The sequence below is a fragment of the Neorhizobium tomejilense genome (genome assembly GCF_964254135.1).
In the GTDB taxonomy this organism is placed as follows: domain Bacteria; phylum Pseudomonadota; class Alphaproteobacteria; order Rhizobiales; family Rhizobiaceae; genus Neorhizobium; species Neorhizobium tomejilense.
Window position 1 is genome coordinate 3,632,081 of record NZ_CAXUSO020000001.1, and the last position, 16,147, is coordinate 3,648,227.

The window sequence follows — 16,147 nt, forward strand, 5'->3', positions numbered from 1 at the left end:
AATCTTTTGCAGATGCTAACAGCGAATCATGCAACGGAGTTCCGCGCAAGGTGTTATTTTCCCTTATCCTTAATAGCCCCCAGGAAGCTTTTGACAGGTCCAACGGTCTTTTCGACCATCACGGCCACCCCTTTGGCGTTCGGATGCATGCCGTCCGAGAGCTGCAGGCTGGAAATGGTCGTGACCCCATCCAGGAAGAACGGATAGAGCGGCACCGCGTATTTGTCGGCCAGCCGCTTGTAGATCGGGTTGAACTTCTCGGCGTAATTGCCGCCCATGTTGGGCGGCGCCAGGATGCCGATCAGGAAGACCGGGATCTTCCGTTCCTTCAGCCGCGCCAGGATCGCGTCGAGATTTTTTTCCGACTGGTCCGGGGAGATGCCACGCAGCGCGTCGTTGGCGCCGAGTTCGAGGATCACGCCGTCCGTGCCGTCGGGCACCGACCAGTCGATGCGCGAAAGCCCGCCGGCCGTCGTATCCCCGGAAACGCCGGCATTGGCGACCACGACATTCTGCCCCGCGGCTTTCAACGCCGCCTCGAGCTGGGCCGTATAGGACTCGGAAGGCGCAAGCTGGTAGCCTGCCATCAGGCTGTCGCCGAAACCGACGATCTGGATCGTTCTATCCTGCGCGACGGCCGGCAATGCGGCCAGCCCCAGCACGGACATGACGATGAAGTGAAGCAGGCTTGCTTTAAAACTCACGATCCGTCTCCTAGATTGAGCGCGACCGCAATGCGGTACTCGGGTTACGCTTCACGCCTAATATAGGACGGTTCGATTTGACTAAAACCATCATCACACTGAAGAAAGCCGATCTGACCCTGGGCAGCGCGGCGGCATCGGTGCATGTGCTGAAGCAGATCGACCTCGAAATCCGCGCGGGCGAGGCCGTTGGCATCGTCGGGCCTTCGGGCTCCGGCAAGTCGACGCTGCTGATGGTGCTTGCAGGCCTCGAGCGCCTCGACAGCGGCGAGATCGTCATCAACGGCGCTCCCCTTCATGCACTTTCCGAAGACAGGCTCGCTGATTTCCGCGGCCGCAATATCGGCATCGTCTTCCAGTCCTTCCACCTGATCGCCAACATGACGGCGCTCGAAAACGTCGCCGTCCCGCTCGAACTCGCCAATGTGAGGGACGCCTTCGAGATCGCCGGGCGGGAACTGACCGCCGTCGGCCTCGGCGAGCGGCTGAGCCACTATCCGGGCCAGCTTTCCGGCGGCGAGCAGCAGCGCGTGGCGATTGCCCGCGCCCTCGCCCCCTCGCCCTCCGTGCTGATCGCCGACGAACCGACCGGCAATCTCGACACCGAGACCGGTCGGCAGATCGCCGACCTCTTATTTTCGAAACAGGCGGAGCGCGGCATGACCATGCTGCTCGTCACCCATGACAATGCGCTTGCCGCCCGCTGCTCGCGCCAGATCCGCGTCCGCTCCGGCGAGATCGTCGGCGCCAGCGACAGCGCCCACGTGTCTGTCCAGGCGGTCTCCGCATGAGGCCGGCCTTTCCGCGCCTCTCGATTTCCTTCCGCCTGGCGCTGCGCGAAATGCGCGGCGGCCTGGCCGGCTTCTACATCTTCCTCGCCTGTATCGCGCTCGGCACCGGGGCGATCGCAGCCGTCAATTCGGTATCGCGGGCGATCACCGGCGCCATCGCCTCCCAGGGCCAGGAAATCCTTGCCGGCGACATCCGCTTCGAACTGAACAACCGCGAAGCCACCGACCAGGAACGGGCGTTCCTCACCAGCCTCGGCAAGGTCTCCCTGTCCACCAGCCTGCGCTCCATGGCCCGCAAGCCTGACGGTTCCGAGCAGGCGCTGGTCGAGGTCAAGGCGGTGGACGACGCCTATCCGCTCTACGGCAGTTTCGGCGCTGAACCTTCCGCGCCGCTGCCCGACCTGCTTGGCAAGCAGGGAGAGACGTTTGGCGCACTGGCAGCCCCGCTTCTGCTGGAACGCCTCGGCCTCAAGGACGGCGACCAGCTTCTGCTCGGCAATGCCCGGCTGACATTGCGCGGCACGATCACCGCCGAGCCCGACGCGCTTTCCGACGGTTTCGGCTTTGCGCCGCGGCTGATCGTCAGTCGTGAGGCACTCGCCGCCTCCGGCCTGATCACCACCGGCAGCCTCGTCGAACATGCCTACAAGGTGCGGCTCGACAACCCGGCGATCCGCTCGACGCTCGCCGCCCGCGCCAATCGCGAATTCCCGAGCGCCGGCTGGTCGGTCCGCACCAGCGACCGTGCCGCCCCTTCGCTCACCGAAAACGTCGATCGCTTCTCGCAATTCCTGACGCTCGTCGGCCTGACGGCACTGATCGTCGGCGGCGTCGGCGTCGCCAATGCGGTGCGCGCCTTCCTCGATGCCAAGCGCACCACGATCGCCACCTTCAAGTGCCTCGGCGCGCCGGCTTCCGTCGTGACGATGATCTATCTCATCCAGATCATGCTGCTGGCAGTGATCGGCATCCTGATCGGTCTCGTCATCGGCGCCGTCTCGCCCTTCGTGGCGCTGCAGTTCCTCGAAGGCGTGCTTCCGGTTCCGAAGGAAGTCACCTTCTACCCTTCCGCGCTGGCGCTGGCCGCCCTGTTCGGCATCCTGATCACCTTCGCGTTCGCCGTTCTGCCGCTCGGCCATGCCCGCGAAGTGCCGGCGACCGCGCTTTTCCGGGAACAGAGTTTCGACAATACCCGCCTTCCCTCCTGGCCCTATCTTCTGGCGGCCGGTCTGGCGCTTGCGGCCCTGGCGGCGCTTGCGATCGTCTCTGCGGAAGAGCGTTTCATCGCCTCCGTTTTCCTCGCCGCCGTCGCCGGCGCCTTCGTGCTGCTGCGCCTTGTTGCGGCCCTGATTGCCGCGCTTGCCAAAAGAAGCCCGCGGGTCAATTCGCCGGCGCTGCGGCTGGCGATCGGCAATATCCACCGTCCGGGCGCGCTGACGCCGTCCGTCGTGCTGTCGCTCGGCCTCGGCCTTGCGCTCCTCGTGACGCTCGCCCTGATCGACGGCAACATGCGCCGCCAGCTGACCGGCAGCATCGCCCAGCAGGCGCCGAATTTCTTCTTCGTCGACATCCAGGGACCGGAGCGCGACGGTTTCGTCAACATCCTGAAACAACAGGCGCCGGAGGGCGCGATCACCCAGGTGCCGATGCTGCGCGGAAGAATTCTCGCCTTCAACGGCCAGGACGTGACGCAGATGAACGTGCCGCCCGCCGGCCGCTGGGTGTTGCGCGGCGACCGCGGCATCACCTACGAGGAGAAACTTCCTTCCAACTCTGCGCTGACGGCGGGACAATGGTGGGCCGCCGACCATACCGGCGAACCGCTGGTCTCCTTCTCGGCGGAAGAGGCCGGCGAACTCGGCCTGAAGATCGGCGACACCGTCACCGTCAACGTGCTCGGCCGCAATATCACCGCCCGCATCGCCAATTTCCGCAAGGTTCAGTGGGAATCTCTCTCGATCAACTTCGTAATGGTCTTTTCGCCCAATACCTTCCGCGGTGCGCCGCATGCCTGGCTCGCGACGCTCAGCGATCCCAAGGCCACCGCCCAGCAAGAAGCCTCGATCCTGCGCGCCGTCACCAACGCCTATCCGACCATCACCAGCGTCCGGGTCAAGGACGCGATCGATATCGTCGACCAGCTCGTCGGGCAGCTCGCGGCCGCCATCAGGGCCGCAGCGGCCGTTGCGCTGATCGCCTCCGTGCTGGTGCTTGCCGGTGCGCTTGCGGCCGGCAACCGCGCACGCACCCATGACGCCGTCATCCTGAAGACGCTCGGCGGCACGCGCAGCATGCTGATGCGCGCCTTCAGCTACGAATACATGATCCTCGGAACGGCGACGGCGCTCTTCGCGCTTCTCGCCGGCGGCCTCTCCGCATGGTTCGTGGTCAGCCGGATCATGCGGCTCCAGTCGGTCTTCCTGCCCGACATTGCAGTGCTGACGCTCGCCGTTTCTCTGGTTTTGACCGTCGGAATAGGCCTCGCCGGCACATGGCGCATATTAGGGCAGAAGGCCGCGCCGGTGCTGCGCGAGCTCTAATTCGACCACAGGTAGTATTTCCCGTTAACTCTCTGATCAAATTCCCGTCAGAGCGTCCCATAGGTTGCTAAAGAGCCCCGATAGCTTGCGTTTTTCGCTTGTCACACCTCTTGTATGTGAAACGATCTCGCATCATATTTATGCGCAGGCTTGCTGGAGCTCCGCAGCGGCGCCTGGGTCCGTAAAAAAGGGGGCCCGACACCGTGAATAATTCCGGAGCTTAAAGAGGAAACAATGGCTGACTTTAACAACTACCAGACCCGGGCGGCGCAGGGTCGCGCCCAGTCCGGCGCGATGATCGATGAAGGCCTGCGCGCCTACATGCTCAAGGTCTACAACCTGATGGCTGTCGGCTTGGCTATCACCGGTATCGCCGCCTATGGTATCTCGGCCCTCGCAACGACGACGGATGCAGCTGCAGCAGTCGCCCGGCTTCCGAACGGCATCCTGCTGACCAGCCTCGGCGCTGCGATCTACGGTTCGCCGCTTCGCTGGGTCGTCATGCTCGCACCGCTCGCGGTGGTGTTCTTCCTGAGCTTCCGCGTTCATAAGATGAGCGTCGGCGCGGCACAGGCCACTTTCTGGGGCTACGCGGCCCTGATGGGTCTTTCGCTGTCGTCGATCTTCCTGATCTACACCTCGCAGAGCATCGTGCAGACGTTCTTCATCACGGCTGCCTCCTTCGGCGCCCTGTCGCTTTACGGCTACACGACGAAGAGAAGCCTGTCCGGCATGGGCTCGTTCCTGATCATGGGCCTGTTCGGCCTGATCATCGCCTCGATCGTCAACATCTTCCTGGCGTCTTCCGCACTCGGCTTCGCGATCTCCGCGATCGGCGTGCTGATCTTCGCAGGCCTTACCGCCTACGATACGCAGAAGATCAAGGAAATGTACTTTGACGGCGACGACGTCGCGGTTGCTGGCCGCAAGGCCATCATGGGCGCTCTGACCCTCTACCTCGACTTCATCAACCTCTTCACGTTCCTCCTCCAGTTCCTGGGCAACCGGAACAACTGATCTCGAGGAATTCGAATAGGAAAAGGCGGCCTCCGGGCCGCCTTTTTTATTGCCCGGCCTCGCGCCACGGCATAGGCTTGGCAGTCCCTTTCAACGGCCTGAAATCTCAATGACATTCCATCTCCGCGACGCCTCCCCCGCCGATCTTCCCGCCATCACCGAGATCTATCGCGACAGCGTGCTGAACGGCACCGCGAGCTATGAGATCCTGGCCCCCGACCAGGCGGAGATGACTGCCCGTTTCGAGGCGATCCGGGTCAAGGGTTATCCCTATATCGCAGCGGAACAGGAAGACGGCACCCTGCTCGGTTATGCCTATGCATCCGCCTTCCGGACCCGTCCGGCCTATCGCTGGCTGGTCGAGGATTCGATCTACCTGGCGCCGGAAGCGCGCGGCAAGGGCGTCGGAAAGGCGTTACTCAAGGAACTGCTGGTGCGTTGCGAGGCGCTGGGTTTCCGCCAGATGGTCGCCGTCATCGGCGGTGCAAGCCCCGCCTCCGTGGCGCTCCATCGCGGCCTCGGCTTCGAACTGACGGGCACTCTGAAGGGCACCGGCTTCAAGCATGGAAAGTGGCAGGATACGGTGCTGATGCAGGTCTCGCTCGGCGAAGGCAATGAAACCGATCCGGATCCAGGCGTCTATCCCGGCTCGCTGTTTACCGAATAGGGCGCCGCCTCAGTCGATCAGTTTCAGCACCTTGTCGAACACCTTGAGCACCTGCGGCAGCTCATGGCCGCGCTTCATGATCATGCCATGGGTGTTCATCACGGAGTAGGCGCCCTGCTTGCCGGCGAGCTTCGGGTTCTTCTCGATTCGGAAGAGCGGGCTTTCGCCAGAGCGTTTGAAGACGGAGAACACGGCCCGGTCCTTGAGGTGGTCGATCGCGTAGTCCTTCCACTCTCCCTCGCCGACCATTCGGCCGTAGATCCTCAAGATCGCATCGAGTTCACGCCGGTGGAAGGTGACCGGTGCGGGATCGCGGTTCTGCCGATATTCACTGAGATCGACGACGACGGCTGCGTCCCGGGGTCTCTGGCTCCCCGGCAAATCCGGCTGATCTGTCATCAAGACTCCCAAATCGTCAAATGTCAGAGATGTGACAGTGTGCCCGAGAGGCCGTAAAAATCAACCCCGGCAATTCGCCGGGAACGAACCGTCACGATTTTATTCTTGCCCCATTTCGAACAAAAGAGTGCCCGATTTCGAAGCGAGATTGGCATCGTTGGTTGGCGCCGTTTTCAGCGCCATATGGCCCGGTCTGGTGCATTGACCCTTACCCCCAGCCCCCCAATGTTATTGGATCGGGCCGCCAACAACAGTTTCACGCACAATACGGCAAGCCAGGAACCGCGACCGCGGTCAGTATTTTTTGCGGCCTGCCATCAGCACGGTCGCGCCGAGAATTGCCGCAGGCTCGCCGCCCTGGCCGGATGTCTGCAGCAGGATCGCGCAACCATCCTTCTTCGACTTGCCCATCAGCTTGCCCGGCAGGGTCAGCTTCATGCTCTGGCCGTTCCAGGTGCCGACCGACTGCACGTCGTAGACGGCGTGCCAATATTCCATCGTCTTGCCGCTGTTTTCACCCTTGGTGACATCCACCAGCTGGCGTTTCGTGAAATAGGCGACGACGACGTCCGCCTGCCCCTTGCCATCGCCGATTTCGATCTCGATTTCGTCGCCACGCATCGCCGCGGTGACCGGGACGTCGAGCCCCTTGCCGGCTTGGCCGAGTGCCTTCACCTTGTCGTTGATGATCGTGAGGTCGGTGCCCTTGACGTGATCGCGGCCGTTGATGACGGCCTGCGGCGTGTAGACGCCGCTCCGCCCCAGCGTCTTGGCATAGCCGTATTGCCGCTCGGTATTTTCCCTGGAGCTCAGCGTATCGGTCCAGCCGAGATAGTTCCAGTAATCGACGTGGTAGGAAAGTACGACCATGTCTCCCTGCGCCACCAACTCACCCAAAGCGGCGTCGGCCGGCGGGCAGGAGGAGCAGCCTTGGGAGGTAAAAAGTTCGATCACGCCCTTCGGCGCCCTGACCTCTCCTGCAAATGCAGTGCCCGCATAAAACAGGCCCGCAACAAGGAGTACGGAGCGAAAACGAAAGGGCATGGGTGGCAGACCTTTTTATCAGGGTAACTGTTATCCACGATTGCTCGCGGCGATCAAGGGCCTAACGCACGGGATGGCGGAAAGTAACCACCGGGCGCCCTCAAGAGAAAGTCACGAAGGGGTGAAGACCGGATATTTGATCGGTTTCCGAATGCGTTTCGTCGGGTGCCAAACTTGGCGAAAAACGCGCCGAGGTCAAATCAGTTTGAGCAGGCCTTGAGTAAAATAAACGGCACCCACGCCGGTGACGATCCAGCGCGTCCAGGCGCGGAAATTCTGGTCGGTCATCTTCTGCAATATGTCGTTGCCGGCCCGCGCCCCGAGGATCGCGATCGGCGCCGCGACCAGCACCGCAATCCATTCGGTGGTCGGCAGTTCCGAGGCCGCATTCCAGTAGAACACCACCTTCGTGGCATGCGAGGCCACCTGTACGGCCGCCTTGGTGGCGATCACCTTGCGACGGTCCATCGTCGTGCGGATGAAGAAGATATCGATCGTCGGCCCCGATACGCCGACGCCGACCGTCAACGCGCCGGCGATCAGTCCGCAGGCCAGTGCATGCAGCGGCTTCGAGGCGTCGAGCCGCAGCTTCGATACCGGCATCCAGACCAGGATCGGCATCAGCCCGATGGCGATCGACACGACGATCAGGTCCGGCTGATAGTCGACGATCAGCAGGATGATGCTTGAGATGACCAGACCCAGGCCCAGGATGCCGAGAATGCGGTAGTCGATATAGGCGCGCGAGAACCAGGCACGCGACCCGTTCGAGACCATCTGGATGACGCCATGAATGGCGATCGCGGTACTGACGGGAAAGAGGAAAAGCAGCACCCAGAGCAGGATCAGCCCGCCCGCCATGCCGAAAATTCCCGAAAGCAGCGATGTCAGGAAAACGGTGACGGCCATTCCGATGAGGATGACGACGGTCAAGGGCACGGGACCTTGGGACAGCTGGGATCGAGGGCCTCCACCTCCCTCATTCCTGTGCTTGTCACAGGAATCCAGTGACCCGATGTCTATCGGGTCGGGAGACTCTTTCAGCCCAAGGACTTGGGCTGGCTGGATTCCTGTGACGAGCACAGGAATGAGGACCGATGGAATTGTGCAAAAAACCACCCGCAGGCTAAGCCTGCGGGTGGCCTTTATCGCTTAAGCGGCGAGGTCGCGCAGAACGGTCTGCAGGATGCCGCCATTGTTCATGTAGATGACCTCGTCGAGCGTATCGATGCGGCAGAGGATGTTGATTTCCTTCACCGTGCCGTCGCCGTAGGTGATCTTGGCGGTCTTCCATTCGCGCGGCTTGATGTCGCCTTCGAGACCGAGGATCTCGACGGTCTCGTCGCCCTTGAGGTCGAGGCTGGCCCAGGTCGTGCCCTCTTCGAAGACGAAGGGAACGACGCCCATGCCGACCAGGTTCGAGCGGTGGATACGCTCGAAGGACTGGGCGATGACCGCCTTGACGCCGAGAAGATTGGTGCCCTTCGCGGCCCAGTCGCGCGACGAACCGTTGCCGTATTCGACACCGGCGAAGATGACCAGCGGTACGCCCTCTTCCCTGTACTTCATGGCCGCGTCGTAGATCGACATCTCTTCCTTGGATGGGTAGTGGAAGGTGTAGCCACCTTCCTTGCCGTTCGGGCCGAGCATGTAGTTGCGGATGCGGATGTTGGCGAACGTGCCGCGCATCATCACTTCATGATTGCCGCGGCGCGTGCCGTACTGGTTGAAGTCCGCAACGCCGACGCCGTGACCCGTCAGGTAGGCACCGGCCGGCGAAGCAGCCTTGATCGAACCAGCCGGAGAGATGTGGTCGGTGGTGATCTTGTCGCCGAAGAGACCGAGGACGCGGGCGCCCTTGATGTTTTTGAGGCCCGATCCGGTCTTGCCCATGCCGACGAAGTAAGGCGGGTTCTGCACATAGGTCGAATCGTCGTCCCAGGCATAGGTCTGGCCCGGAGGAATCTTGACCGCCTGCCAGTTCTCGTCGCCCTTGAACACGTCCGCATACTTGGTTTCGTAGAGTTCGCGGGTGACGTATTTCAGGATGAATTCCTGGACTTCCTTCGAGGTCGGCCAGATGTCCTTGAGGAAGACCGGATTGCCGTTCTGGTCTTCGCCGAGCGGTTCGGAGGTCAGGTCCTTCTGGACCGAACCGGCGAGCGCATAGGCAACGACGAGCGGCGGCGAGGCGAGGTAGTTCGCCTGGACGTCCGGAGAAATACGGCCTTCAAAGTTACGGTTGCCCGAGAGCACGCCGGCGGCGATCAGACCTTTGTCGTTGATCGTCTTCGAGATCGGCGCCGGCAGCGGGCCGGAATTGCCGATGCAGGTGGTGCAGCCGAAACCGACCAGGTTGAAGCCGAGCTTGTCGAGATCGGCCTGCAGGCCGGACTTGGCAAGGTATTCGCCGACGACCTGGGATCCCGGTGCAAGCGAGGTCTTGACCCACGGCTTGGACTTCAGGCCCTTGGCAACCGCGTTGCGGGCAAGAAGGCCGGCAGCGATCAGGACCGACGGGTTGGAGGTGTTGGTGCACGACGTGATCGCGGCAATCGCCACGTCGCCATGGCCGAGATCGAAATCCGTGCCTTCGACAGGGTAACGATTGTCGAGCTGGCCGGGCTTCTTGTATTCGGTATCGAGCGAACCGGCGAAACCGGAGGCGATCTTGTCGAGCGAGATGCGGCCTTCCGGACGCTTCGGGCCGGCCATCGACGGCACGACGTCGTTGAGGTCGAGTTCCAGCGTGTCGGTGAAGACCAGGTCGGAACCGTCGCCTTCGCGCCACATGCCCTGGACCTTGGAATAGGCCTCGACCAGCGCGATCCGCTCGAGCGTGCGGCCGGACATCGTCAGGTAGTTGATGGTTTCGCCGTCTACGGGGAAGAAGCCGCAGGTCGCGCCGTATTCCGGGCCCATGTTGCCGATCGTCGCACGGTCGGCGAGCGGCATGTTGTCCATACCCGGGCCGAAGAATTCGACGAACTTGGAAACCACGCCCTTCTTGCGCAGCATCTGCACGACGGTCAGCACCAGGTCGGTCGCGGTGACGCCTTCCTTGAGCTTGCCGGTGAGCTTGAAGCCGATGACTTCAGGCAGCAGCATCGAGACCGGCTGGCCGAGCATGGAAGCTTCCGCTTCGATGCCACCCACGCCCCAGCCGAGAACGCCGAGGCCGTTGATCATCGTGGTGTGGCTGTCCGTGCCGACGCAGGTATCCGGATAGGCGATCGTCTCGCCATCCTCTTCCTTGGTCCAGACGGTCTGGCCGAGATATTCCAGGTTTACCTGGTGACAGATGCCGGTCCCCGGGGGAACCACGCGGAAATTCTTGAATGCCTGCTGGCCCCACTTCAGGAAGCGGTAACGCTCGCCGTTGCGCTCGTATTCGAGCTCGACGTTCTTGGCGAACGCGGTCGGCGTGCCGAATTCGTCGACGATGACCGAATGGTCGATGACGAGGTCGACGGGAACCAGCGGGTTGATCTTTTCCGGATCGCCGCCGAGCGACACCATTGCGTCGCGCATCGCCGCAAGGTCGACGACGGCGGGAACGCCGGTGAAGTCCTGCATCAGCACACGGGCCGGACGGTAAGCGATTTCCGCTTCCGTGAGACCCTTGTTGTTCAGCCATTCGGCAACGGTAAGGATCTGTTCCTTGGTGACGGACTGGCCGTCTTCGAAGCGGAGCAGGTTTTCGAGCAGCACCTTCATGGAGAAGGGCAGCTTCGAAACACCGGCCAGGCCGTTCTGTTCGGCCTTGGGAAGGCTGTAGTAAACGTAATCCTTACCGCCTACGGTAAGGATGGAGCGACAATTGAAGCTGTCGAGAGACTTAGCCACGGAATAAACCCCGCTGATTAAAGAGCCAACACGCGCGTGCGGACGCCTATGCACTTCATGCACATCAGGATGCGGGTACGACCATTTCCGCTGTCCGCACGAGAAGATTTTTTGGGATCTTCAGGTCCGGCGGAAGATTGAAATCACGCCGGCCGCTGGCGTGGTTGCAGTGCTTATAGATAATTTCTAAGAAGGGTTCCAGACGCTTGGCGCTCATTCCGAATAAATTTTCGGATCGCGATGATTAAAATCTTAATGAAGGTCTCCAGCATGCGGCTTTTGGCCGAAAACCTGAGCGCAAGACGCGGCGAAGACCTGATTTTCACGGATATCTCCTTTGACCTCGGAGCCGGTGAAAGCCTCGTCCTGACCGGCCGCAACGGATCGGGGAAATCGACGCTGCTGCGGGTCGTCGCCGGATTGCTGCGCCCGGAGACCGGTCGCGTCATCTGGATTTCGGAGAGTGCCGAATCGGGAATGCGCGCCGCCGAGGCCTGCCACTATCTCGGCCACCGCAATGCGATGAAGGCGGAGTTGACGGTTGCCGAGAACCTTGCCTTCTGGAAGAGCTTCTTTGGCGACGTGGATGGCGGCAAAGGTATCTCTCCGGCCAAGGCCGCCGAAACCGTCGGCCTTGGCGGCATCATTCATCTGCCCTTCGGTTACCTCTCCGCCGGCCAGCAGCGCCGCATGGCGTTTGCAAAACTGCTCGTCGCTTACCGCCCGGTCTGGATATTGGACGAGCCGACTGCGGCGCTGGATGTGAATGCAGAGGGGGCATTTACCGGATTGATCAACGCGCATCTGGCGGCCGGTGGCATTGTGCTGGCGGCGACTCACCAGCCGCTGGGGCTGGAGCGCGCGAGGGAGCTGAAGATGGCAGGGTTTGCAGGCGTGGCGGAGGGGAGATGGTGAACGCCCTGTCCCGCGTTACCCCCCTCTGCCCTGCCGGGCATCTCCCCCACAAGGGGGGAGATTGGATGGGGCCAATGCCCTGCCTCAGATCCAGGCATCAATCCGCCGTCACCAACCTGAAATCTGCTCTCTCCGCTCCCCGAACGATCAACGCTTGGCGGAGGCCCGGCGTCTTGCCGATCTCCCCCCTTGTGGGGGAGATGCCCGGCAGGGCAGAGGGGGGTGCGCCCCGGACACGGAGCGTCCGATCATGACCGCCCTCCTCCTCCGCGACCTCAAACTTTCGGTCCGCGCCGGCGGCGGCGCCCTGATCGGCGTGCTCTTCTTCATGACCGTCGTTGCCGTCATTCCCTTCGGCGTCGGCCCGGATCTCAACCTTCTCTCCCGCATCGGTCCGGCGATCGTCTGGATCGGGGCGCTGCTGTCGGCGCTGCTCGGCCTCGACCGCCTGTTCCAGACCGAACGCGAGGACGGCTCGCTCGACCTGCTGCTGATGCAGGAACACCCGCTGGTGCTGACCGTGCTCGTCAAATGCCTCGCCCACTGGCTCGGCAACGGTCTGCCGCTGGTGATCGCATCGCCGCTGCTCGGCCTGTTCATGAACATGGACGAGGTGGCGATCGGCGCCACCATGCTGACGCTCTTGGTCGGCACGCCGGCGCTGACTTTCATCGGCGCGGTCGGCGCGGCGGTCGCGGTGGCCCTGCCGCGCGGCGGGCTGCTGGTGTCGATCCTCGTCCTGCCGCTTGCGATCCCCGTGCTGATCTTCGGCGTCAGCGCTTCCTATGCGGCGGTCGAGGATCCTGCCCCGTTTATGCCGCCTTTCCTGATATTGGTGGCGATCACGATGTTTTTTGCCGTCCTCGGTCCGCTCGGCGCGGCACTGGCGTTGCGCAATGCCGGCGATTGACTAGAATCGGATTGAACGGGATCGGATCGACGACCGGCGAATTGACCAGGATCAAGCTGATTTTTCCGCGCGTATATTAGAAAGTGCCCATGACCGACAGCCTTGTCATCAGCAAATTTTCCGAGCTGGCCAACCCGACGCGGTTTCTGGCGCTGGCGGCCCGCATCCTGCCGTGGATGGTGGCGGCGACGATGATCCTCTTTGCCATCGGGCTCTATCTGAGCTTCACGACGGAAGGCGATTACCAGCAGGGCGCGACGGTGCGTATCATGTACGTGCATGTGCCGGCCGCCTGGCTGTCGATGATGTGCTACACGGTGATGGCCGTTTCGGCGATCGGCACGCTGGTCTGGCGCCACCCGCTCGCCGACGTCAGCCACAAGGCGGCAGCCCCGCTCGGCGCCGCCTTCACGCTGATCGCGCTCGCCACCGGCTCGCTCTGGGGCAGGCCGATGTGGGGCACATGGTGGGTGTGGGATGCGCGGCTGACCTCGGTCTTCGTGCTGTTCCTCATGTATCTCGGCCTGATCGCGCTCAACCGCGCAATGGACGATCCGTCGCGCGCGGCCCGCGTCTCCGCTGTGCTGATCCTTGTCGGCTTCGTCAACATCCCGATCATCAAGTTCTCTGTCGACTGGTGGAACACGCTGCACCAGCCGGCCAGTGTCATCCGCATGGGCGGCCCGACCATCGACCAGGAATTCCTTTGGCCGCTGCTGGTCATGGCGATCGCCTTCACCATGCTGTTCTTCACCCTGCACACAGCGGCGATGCGCAACGAGATCTGGCGCCGCCGCGTCGCCGCCCAGCGGCGGATGGCCGCGCGGATGGCCGGCCATGTAACCGGCTCGGAAGCGTGAGACCATGAGCCACACCTTCTACATCGCCATGTCCTATGCCGTCTCGGCTGCCGTCATCCTCTGTCTGATCGCCTGGACCTGGCTCGACGGCCGCGCCCGCAGACAGGAACTGGCCGAGCTCGAAGCTTCCGGCATCCGCCGCCGCTCCGCTCAGGCAAAGGACGACGCGGCATGAGCATCGAGACCGAAAATCAGCCCGCCGCGCGCAAAAGCCTAGCGCGTTATGCGCTGCCGCTGATCCCGCTGGCGATTTTTCTCGGCTTTGCAGCCGTCGCCGGCAAGATGCTCTACGACCAGGACGTCAACGGCCGCGACGTCTCGGCCATCCCCTCCGCCCTGATCGGCAAAAAGGCGCCATCGCTGGCGCTGCCGCCGCTGGAAGGCTCGAACACCGCGGCGCTGACGACCGCGGCGATCGCCGGCAAGCTGACGCTGGTCAACGTCTTCGCCTCCTGGTGCGTGCCCTGCCGGCAGGAACACCCAATCCTGAAGGAACTGGCGAACGACAGCCGGCTCACCATCGTCGGGATCAACTACAAGGACCGCAACGACAACGCGCTGCGTTTCCTCGGCGAACTCGGCAACCCTTACAAGGCGATCGGCGTCGATCCGAACGGCAAGGCGGCGATCGACTGGGGCGTCTACGGCATTCCGGAAAGTTATCTGGTCGCCCCTGACGGCACGATCCTCTACAAAAAGGTCGGCCCCTTCGACGAGCGCAGCCTTACGCAGGACCTCATGCCGGCGATCGAAAAGGCGTCCGCGGGACGTTAGCGATCCCGCAGCCTTGTGGGCCGATTACGAATTTGGAAGAAGCACCTTTGGCCGCGCGGGACCTCTTGTCCGGCGCGGTTCTGGTTTGGGAATGGGGCAGGCGGTATCGGGTATGTGGGAGGTAGGTATTTGTGCCTGCCCCGACTGTTTCGATGGACTTTCGAGGATTGTAAGGCCTCGCCAACTACCTTTGCAGCCATCACCGGAACCGAGGTCCGAGAACCCTTGGACGAGGAGGCCGGTTCGCGAACCCGATTTCCCATCCGATGACGGGGCGATTATCGGATGGGCTCGAGAGGCGGGGATGAATGGGAAAGCGAATATGGCTAAAGCGTTGATGAGGTTGGGCGGGTTTTTCTTGGGGCGAGGAAATCCTCCCCAGTCAAAACCCGTCCCGTGCTACAGCCCACCCTGCCACACCCGCACCGCATCGACCGGCCAGACGAGCATCAGCACGTTGAGCGTCAGGTTGTCGCGGATGATGTAGCCGGTCGCCAGCTCGAAGAAAATGGCGATGGCGACCGTCAGCCAAACCGGCAGACGCGAGGCGGCGAAGAAGCCGAGCGCCATGAACACCGTATCCATCGCCGAATTGAGAATGCTGTCGCCGGTATAACCGAGCGCCATGGTCGCCGTGCGGTAGCGGTCGATGATCAGCGGGGAATTTTCGGCAATCTCCCAGGCAGCCTCGATCAGGATCGCCAGCGAAAGCCGGGCCGCCAGCGGAGCGCGGCGCAGGATCAGCCAGCCGAGACCATAGAACAGGAAGCCGTGGATGATATGCGACGGCGTGTACCAGTCGGAGAGGTGCTGAGAATTGCCGCTGGTATTCACCCCGCCTTCCCAAAACTTCACATAACCGCATTCGCAGATCGGAATGCGGCCGATCGCGTAGAGGATCGCGATCTGGAGCAGAAAGAGGATGAGCGCGGCGAGAAACCAGCGCTTGGAGGACGAACTCGATGGAGAGAATTCCGCCGCCGTCACTTTTCGGCCTCGGCGTTGCCTGCGGTGTCCTGGACTGTGTGGCGCATGATCAGCGGCATCTGCGTCATCGTGAAGATCAGCGTGATCGGCATTGTACCCCAGACTTTGAAGGCTACCCAGAAGTTATCCGCCGCCTTGGCGTCGGGCAGGTAATAGGCGTTCGCGCCGCGCCAGACGATTTCGTTGAGGACGGCGAGGAACAGGAAGAACACGCCCCAGCGGATGGTCAGCTTGCGCCAGCCGGCATCATCGAGCTGGAAGGCCGCATTGAACACATAGCCGAGAAGCGATTTGCCGAACAGCAGGCCGCCGAGCAGCACGACGCCGAACAGCGTGTTGATGATGGTCGGCTTCATCTTGAAGAACAGCTCGTCCTGCAGCCAGATGCCGAGCCCGCCGAAAACGAGGACAACGATGCCGGAAATGAAGGGCATCATGGGCAGATGCCCGAGAACGACCTTCGAGACGACGAGCGAAATGACCGTCGCGACCATGAACAGGCCGCTGGCGATGAACAGCGGACCACCGAGCACCGAAAGCCATGGGAAGGTCGCGGCAAGCCATTCCCCGCGCAGATTGGCGAAGAAGAAGACGAGCAGCGGCCCCAGCTCGAGCGAGAGCTTCAGCATCGGATGGTGCCGGTCGGCGGCGGTGGGCGTCGTGTCGCTTTCGAATTTCATATATTGGTCAAAC

Annotated in this window: 16 protein-coding genes; 9 read left to right on the top strand and 7 right to left on the bottom strand. The window is 62.4% G+C overall.

The window, feature by feature from the left end; translation table 11 throughout:
- Window positions 1-53 precede the first annotated feature (53 nt).
- A complete protein-coding gene (locus tag ACSQ3G_RS18105; RefSeq protein ID WP_436111014.1) occupies window positions 54-704 on the bottom strand; it encodes an arylesterase in 651 nt (216 codons plus the stop codon).
- A 77-nt stretch (window positions 705-781) separates the two neighbouring features.
- On the opposite strand from ACSQ3G_RS18105, the gene ACSQ3G_RS18110 reads away from it, so the two are divergent.
- From ACSQ3G_RS18110 to ACSQ3G_RS18125, 4 genes are all read left to right on the top strand, one after another.
- The gene (locus tag ACSQ3G_RS18110; protein WP_436111015.1) at window positions 782-1,495 is read left to right on the top strand and encodes an ABC transporter ATP-binding protein; all 714 of its coding nucleotides are present in this window, start codon (window positions 782-784) and stop codon (window positions 1,493-1,495) included.
- On the top strand, window positions 1,492-4,035 hold the full coding sequence (locus tag ACSQ3G_RS18115; protein WP_436111016.1) for an ABC transporter permease: 2,544 nt from the start codon (window positions 1,492-1,494) through the stop codon (window positions 4,033-4,035). The genes ACSQ3G_RS18110 and ACSQ3G_RS18115 overlap by 4 nt, the downstream gene beginning before the upstream one ends.
- Before the next feature lie 234 nt (window positions 4,036-4,269).
- A complete protein-coding gene (locus ACSQ3G_RS18120) occupies window positions 4,270-5,052 on the top strand; it encodes a Bax inhibitor-1/YccA family protein (RefSeq protein ID WP_037081483.1) in 783 nt (260 codons plus the stop codon).
- 109 nt (window positions 5,053-5,161) lie between these two features.
- On the top strand, window positions 5,162-5,719 hold the full coding sequence (locus tag ACSQ3G_RS18125) for a GNAT family N-acetyltransferase (RefSeq protein WP_436111017.1): 558 nt from the start codon (window positions 5,162-5,164) through the stop codon (window positions 5,717-5,719).
- Window positions 5,720-5,728: 9 nt separating this feature from the next.
- Here ACSQ3G_RS18125 and ACSQ3G_RS18130 read toward each other — a convergent pair whose 3' ends face one another.
- The 4 genes from ACSQ3G_RS18130 to acnA all read right to left on the bottom strand — a co-directional run bounded on the left by ACSQ3G_RS18130 (window position 5,729) and on the right by acnA (window position 11,008).
- Window positions 5,729-6,118: a DUF2794 domain-containing protein gene (locus tag ACSQ3G_RS18130; RefSeq protein WP_046631850.1), complete on the bottom strand. Its 390-nt coding sequence runs from the start codon at window positions 6,116-6,118 to the stop codon at window positions 5,729-5,731.
- Window positions 6,119-6,412: 294 nt separating this feature from the next.
- The gene (locus ACSQ3G_RS18135) at window positions 6,413-7,162 is read right to left on the bottom strand and encodes a DUF1223 domain-containing protein (protein ID WP_105423381.1); all 750 of its coding nucleotides are present in this window, start codon (window positions 7,160-7,162) and stop codon (window positions 6,413-6,415) included.
- Window positions 7,163-7,357: 195 nt separating this feature from the next.
- Window positions 7,358-8,095 carry a sulfite exporter TauE/SafE family protein gene (locus ACSQ3G_RS18140; RefSeq protein ID WP_205837242.1) on the bottom strand — a complete coding sequence of 246 codons (738 nt, stop codon included), beginning with the start codon at window positions 8,093-8,095 and terminating at the stop codon, window positions 7,358-7,360.
- Window positions 8,096-8,314: 219 nt separating this feature from the next.
- Window positions 8,315-11,008: an aconitate hydratase AcnA gene (gene acnA, locus ACSQ3G_RS18145; RefSeq protein WP_046665113.1), complete on the bottom strand. Its 2,694-nt coding sequence runs from the start codon at window positions 11,006-11,008 to the stop codon at window positions 8,315-8,317.
- A gap of 270 nt (window positions 11,009-11,278) precedes the next feature.
- Between acnA and ccmA the strand changes: the two genes are divergently transcribed.
- The 5 genes from ccmA (at window position 11,279) to ACSQ3G_RS18170 (ending at window position 14,467) form a co-directional block, all read left to right on the top strand.
- Complete coding sequence (ccmA, locus tag ACSQ3G_RS18150) at window positions 11,279-11,923, top strand: heme ABC exporter ATP-binding protein CcmA (RefSeq protein WP_436111018.1); 645 nt, start codon at window positions 11,279-11,281, stop codon at window positions 11,921-11,923.
- A 250-nt stretch (window positions 11,924-12,173) separates the two neighbouring features.
- A complete protein-coding gene (ccmB, locus tag ACSQ3G_RS18155; protein ID WP_037081467.1) occupies window positions 12,174-12,833 on the top strand; it encodes a heme exporter protein CcmB in 660 nt (219 codons plus the stop codon).
- 89 nt (window positions 12,834-12,922) lie between these two features.
- A complete protein-coding gene (locus ACSQ3G_RS18160; RefSeq protein WP_436111019.1) occupies window positions 12,923-13,693 on the top strand; it encodes a heme ABC transporter permease in 771 nt (256 codons plus the stop codon).
- A gap of 4 nt (window positions 13,694-13,697) precedes the next feature.
- Entirely contained in the window at window positions 13,698-13,868 is a 171-nt protein-coding gene (ccmD, locus tag ACSQ3G_RS18165; protein ID WP_105404542.1) for a heme exporter protein CcmD, read from the top strand.
- A complete protein-coding gene (locus tag ACSQ3G_RS18170) occupies window positions 13,865-14,467 on the top strand; it encodes a DsbE family thiol:disulfide interchange protein (protein WP_105404541.1) in 603 nt (200 codons plus the stop codon). Before ccmD ends, ACSQ3G_RS18170 begins: the two co-directional genes overlap by 4 nt.
- 399 nt (window positions 14,468-14,866) lie before the next feature.
- Here ACSQ3G_RS18170 and ACSQ3G_RS18175 read toward each other — a convergent pair whose 3' ends face one another.
- A complete protein-coding gene (locus tag ACSQ3G_RS18175) occupies window positions 14,867-15,454 on the bottom strand; it encodes a DUF2585 domain-containing protein (RefSeq protein ID WP_105441370.1) in 588 nt (195 codons plus the stop codon).
- Window positions 15,451-16,134 (bottom strand): septation protein A, encoded by a 684-nt coding sequence (locus ACSQ3G_RS18180; RefSeq protein WP_105441371.1) that lies wholly within the window; start codon window positions 16,132-16,134, stop codon window positions 15,451-15,453. Before ACSQ3G_RS18180 ends, ACSQ3G_RS18175 begins: the two co-directional genes overlap by 4 nt.
- Window positions 16,135-16,147 lie beyond the last annotated feature (13 nt).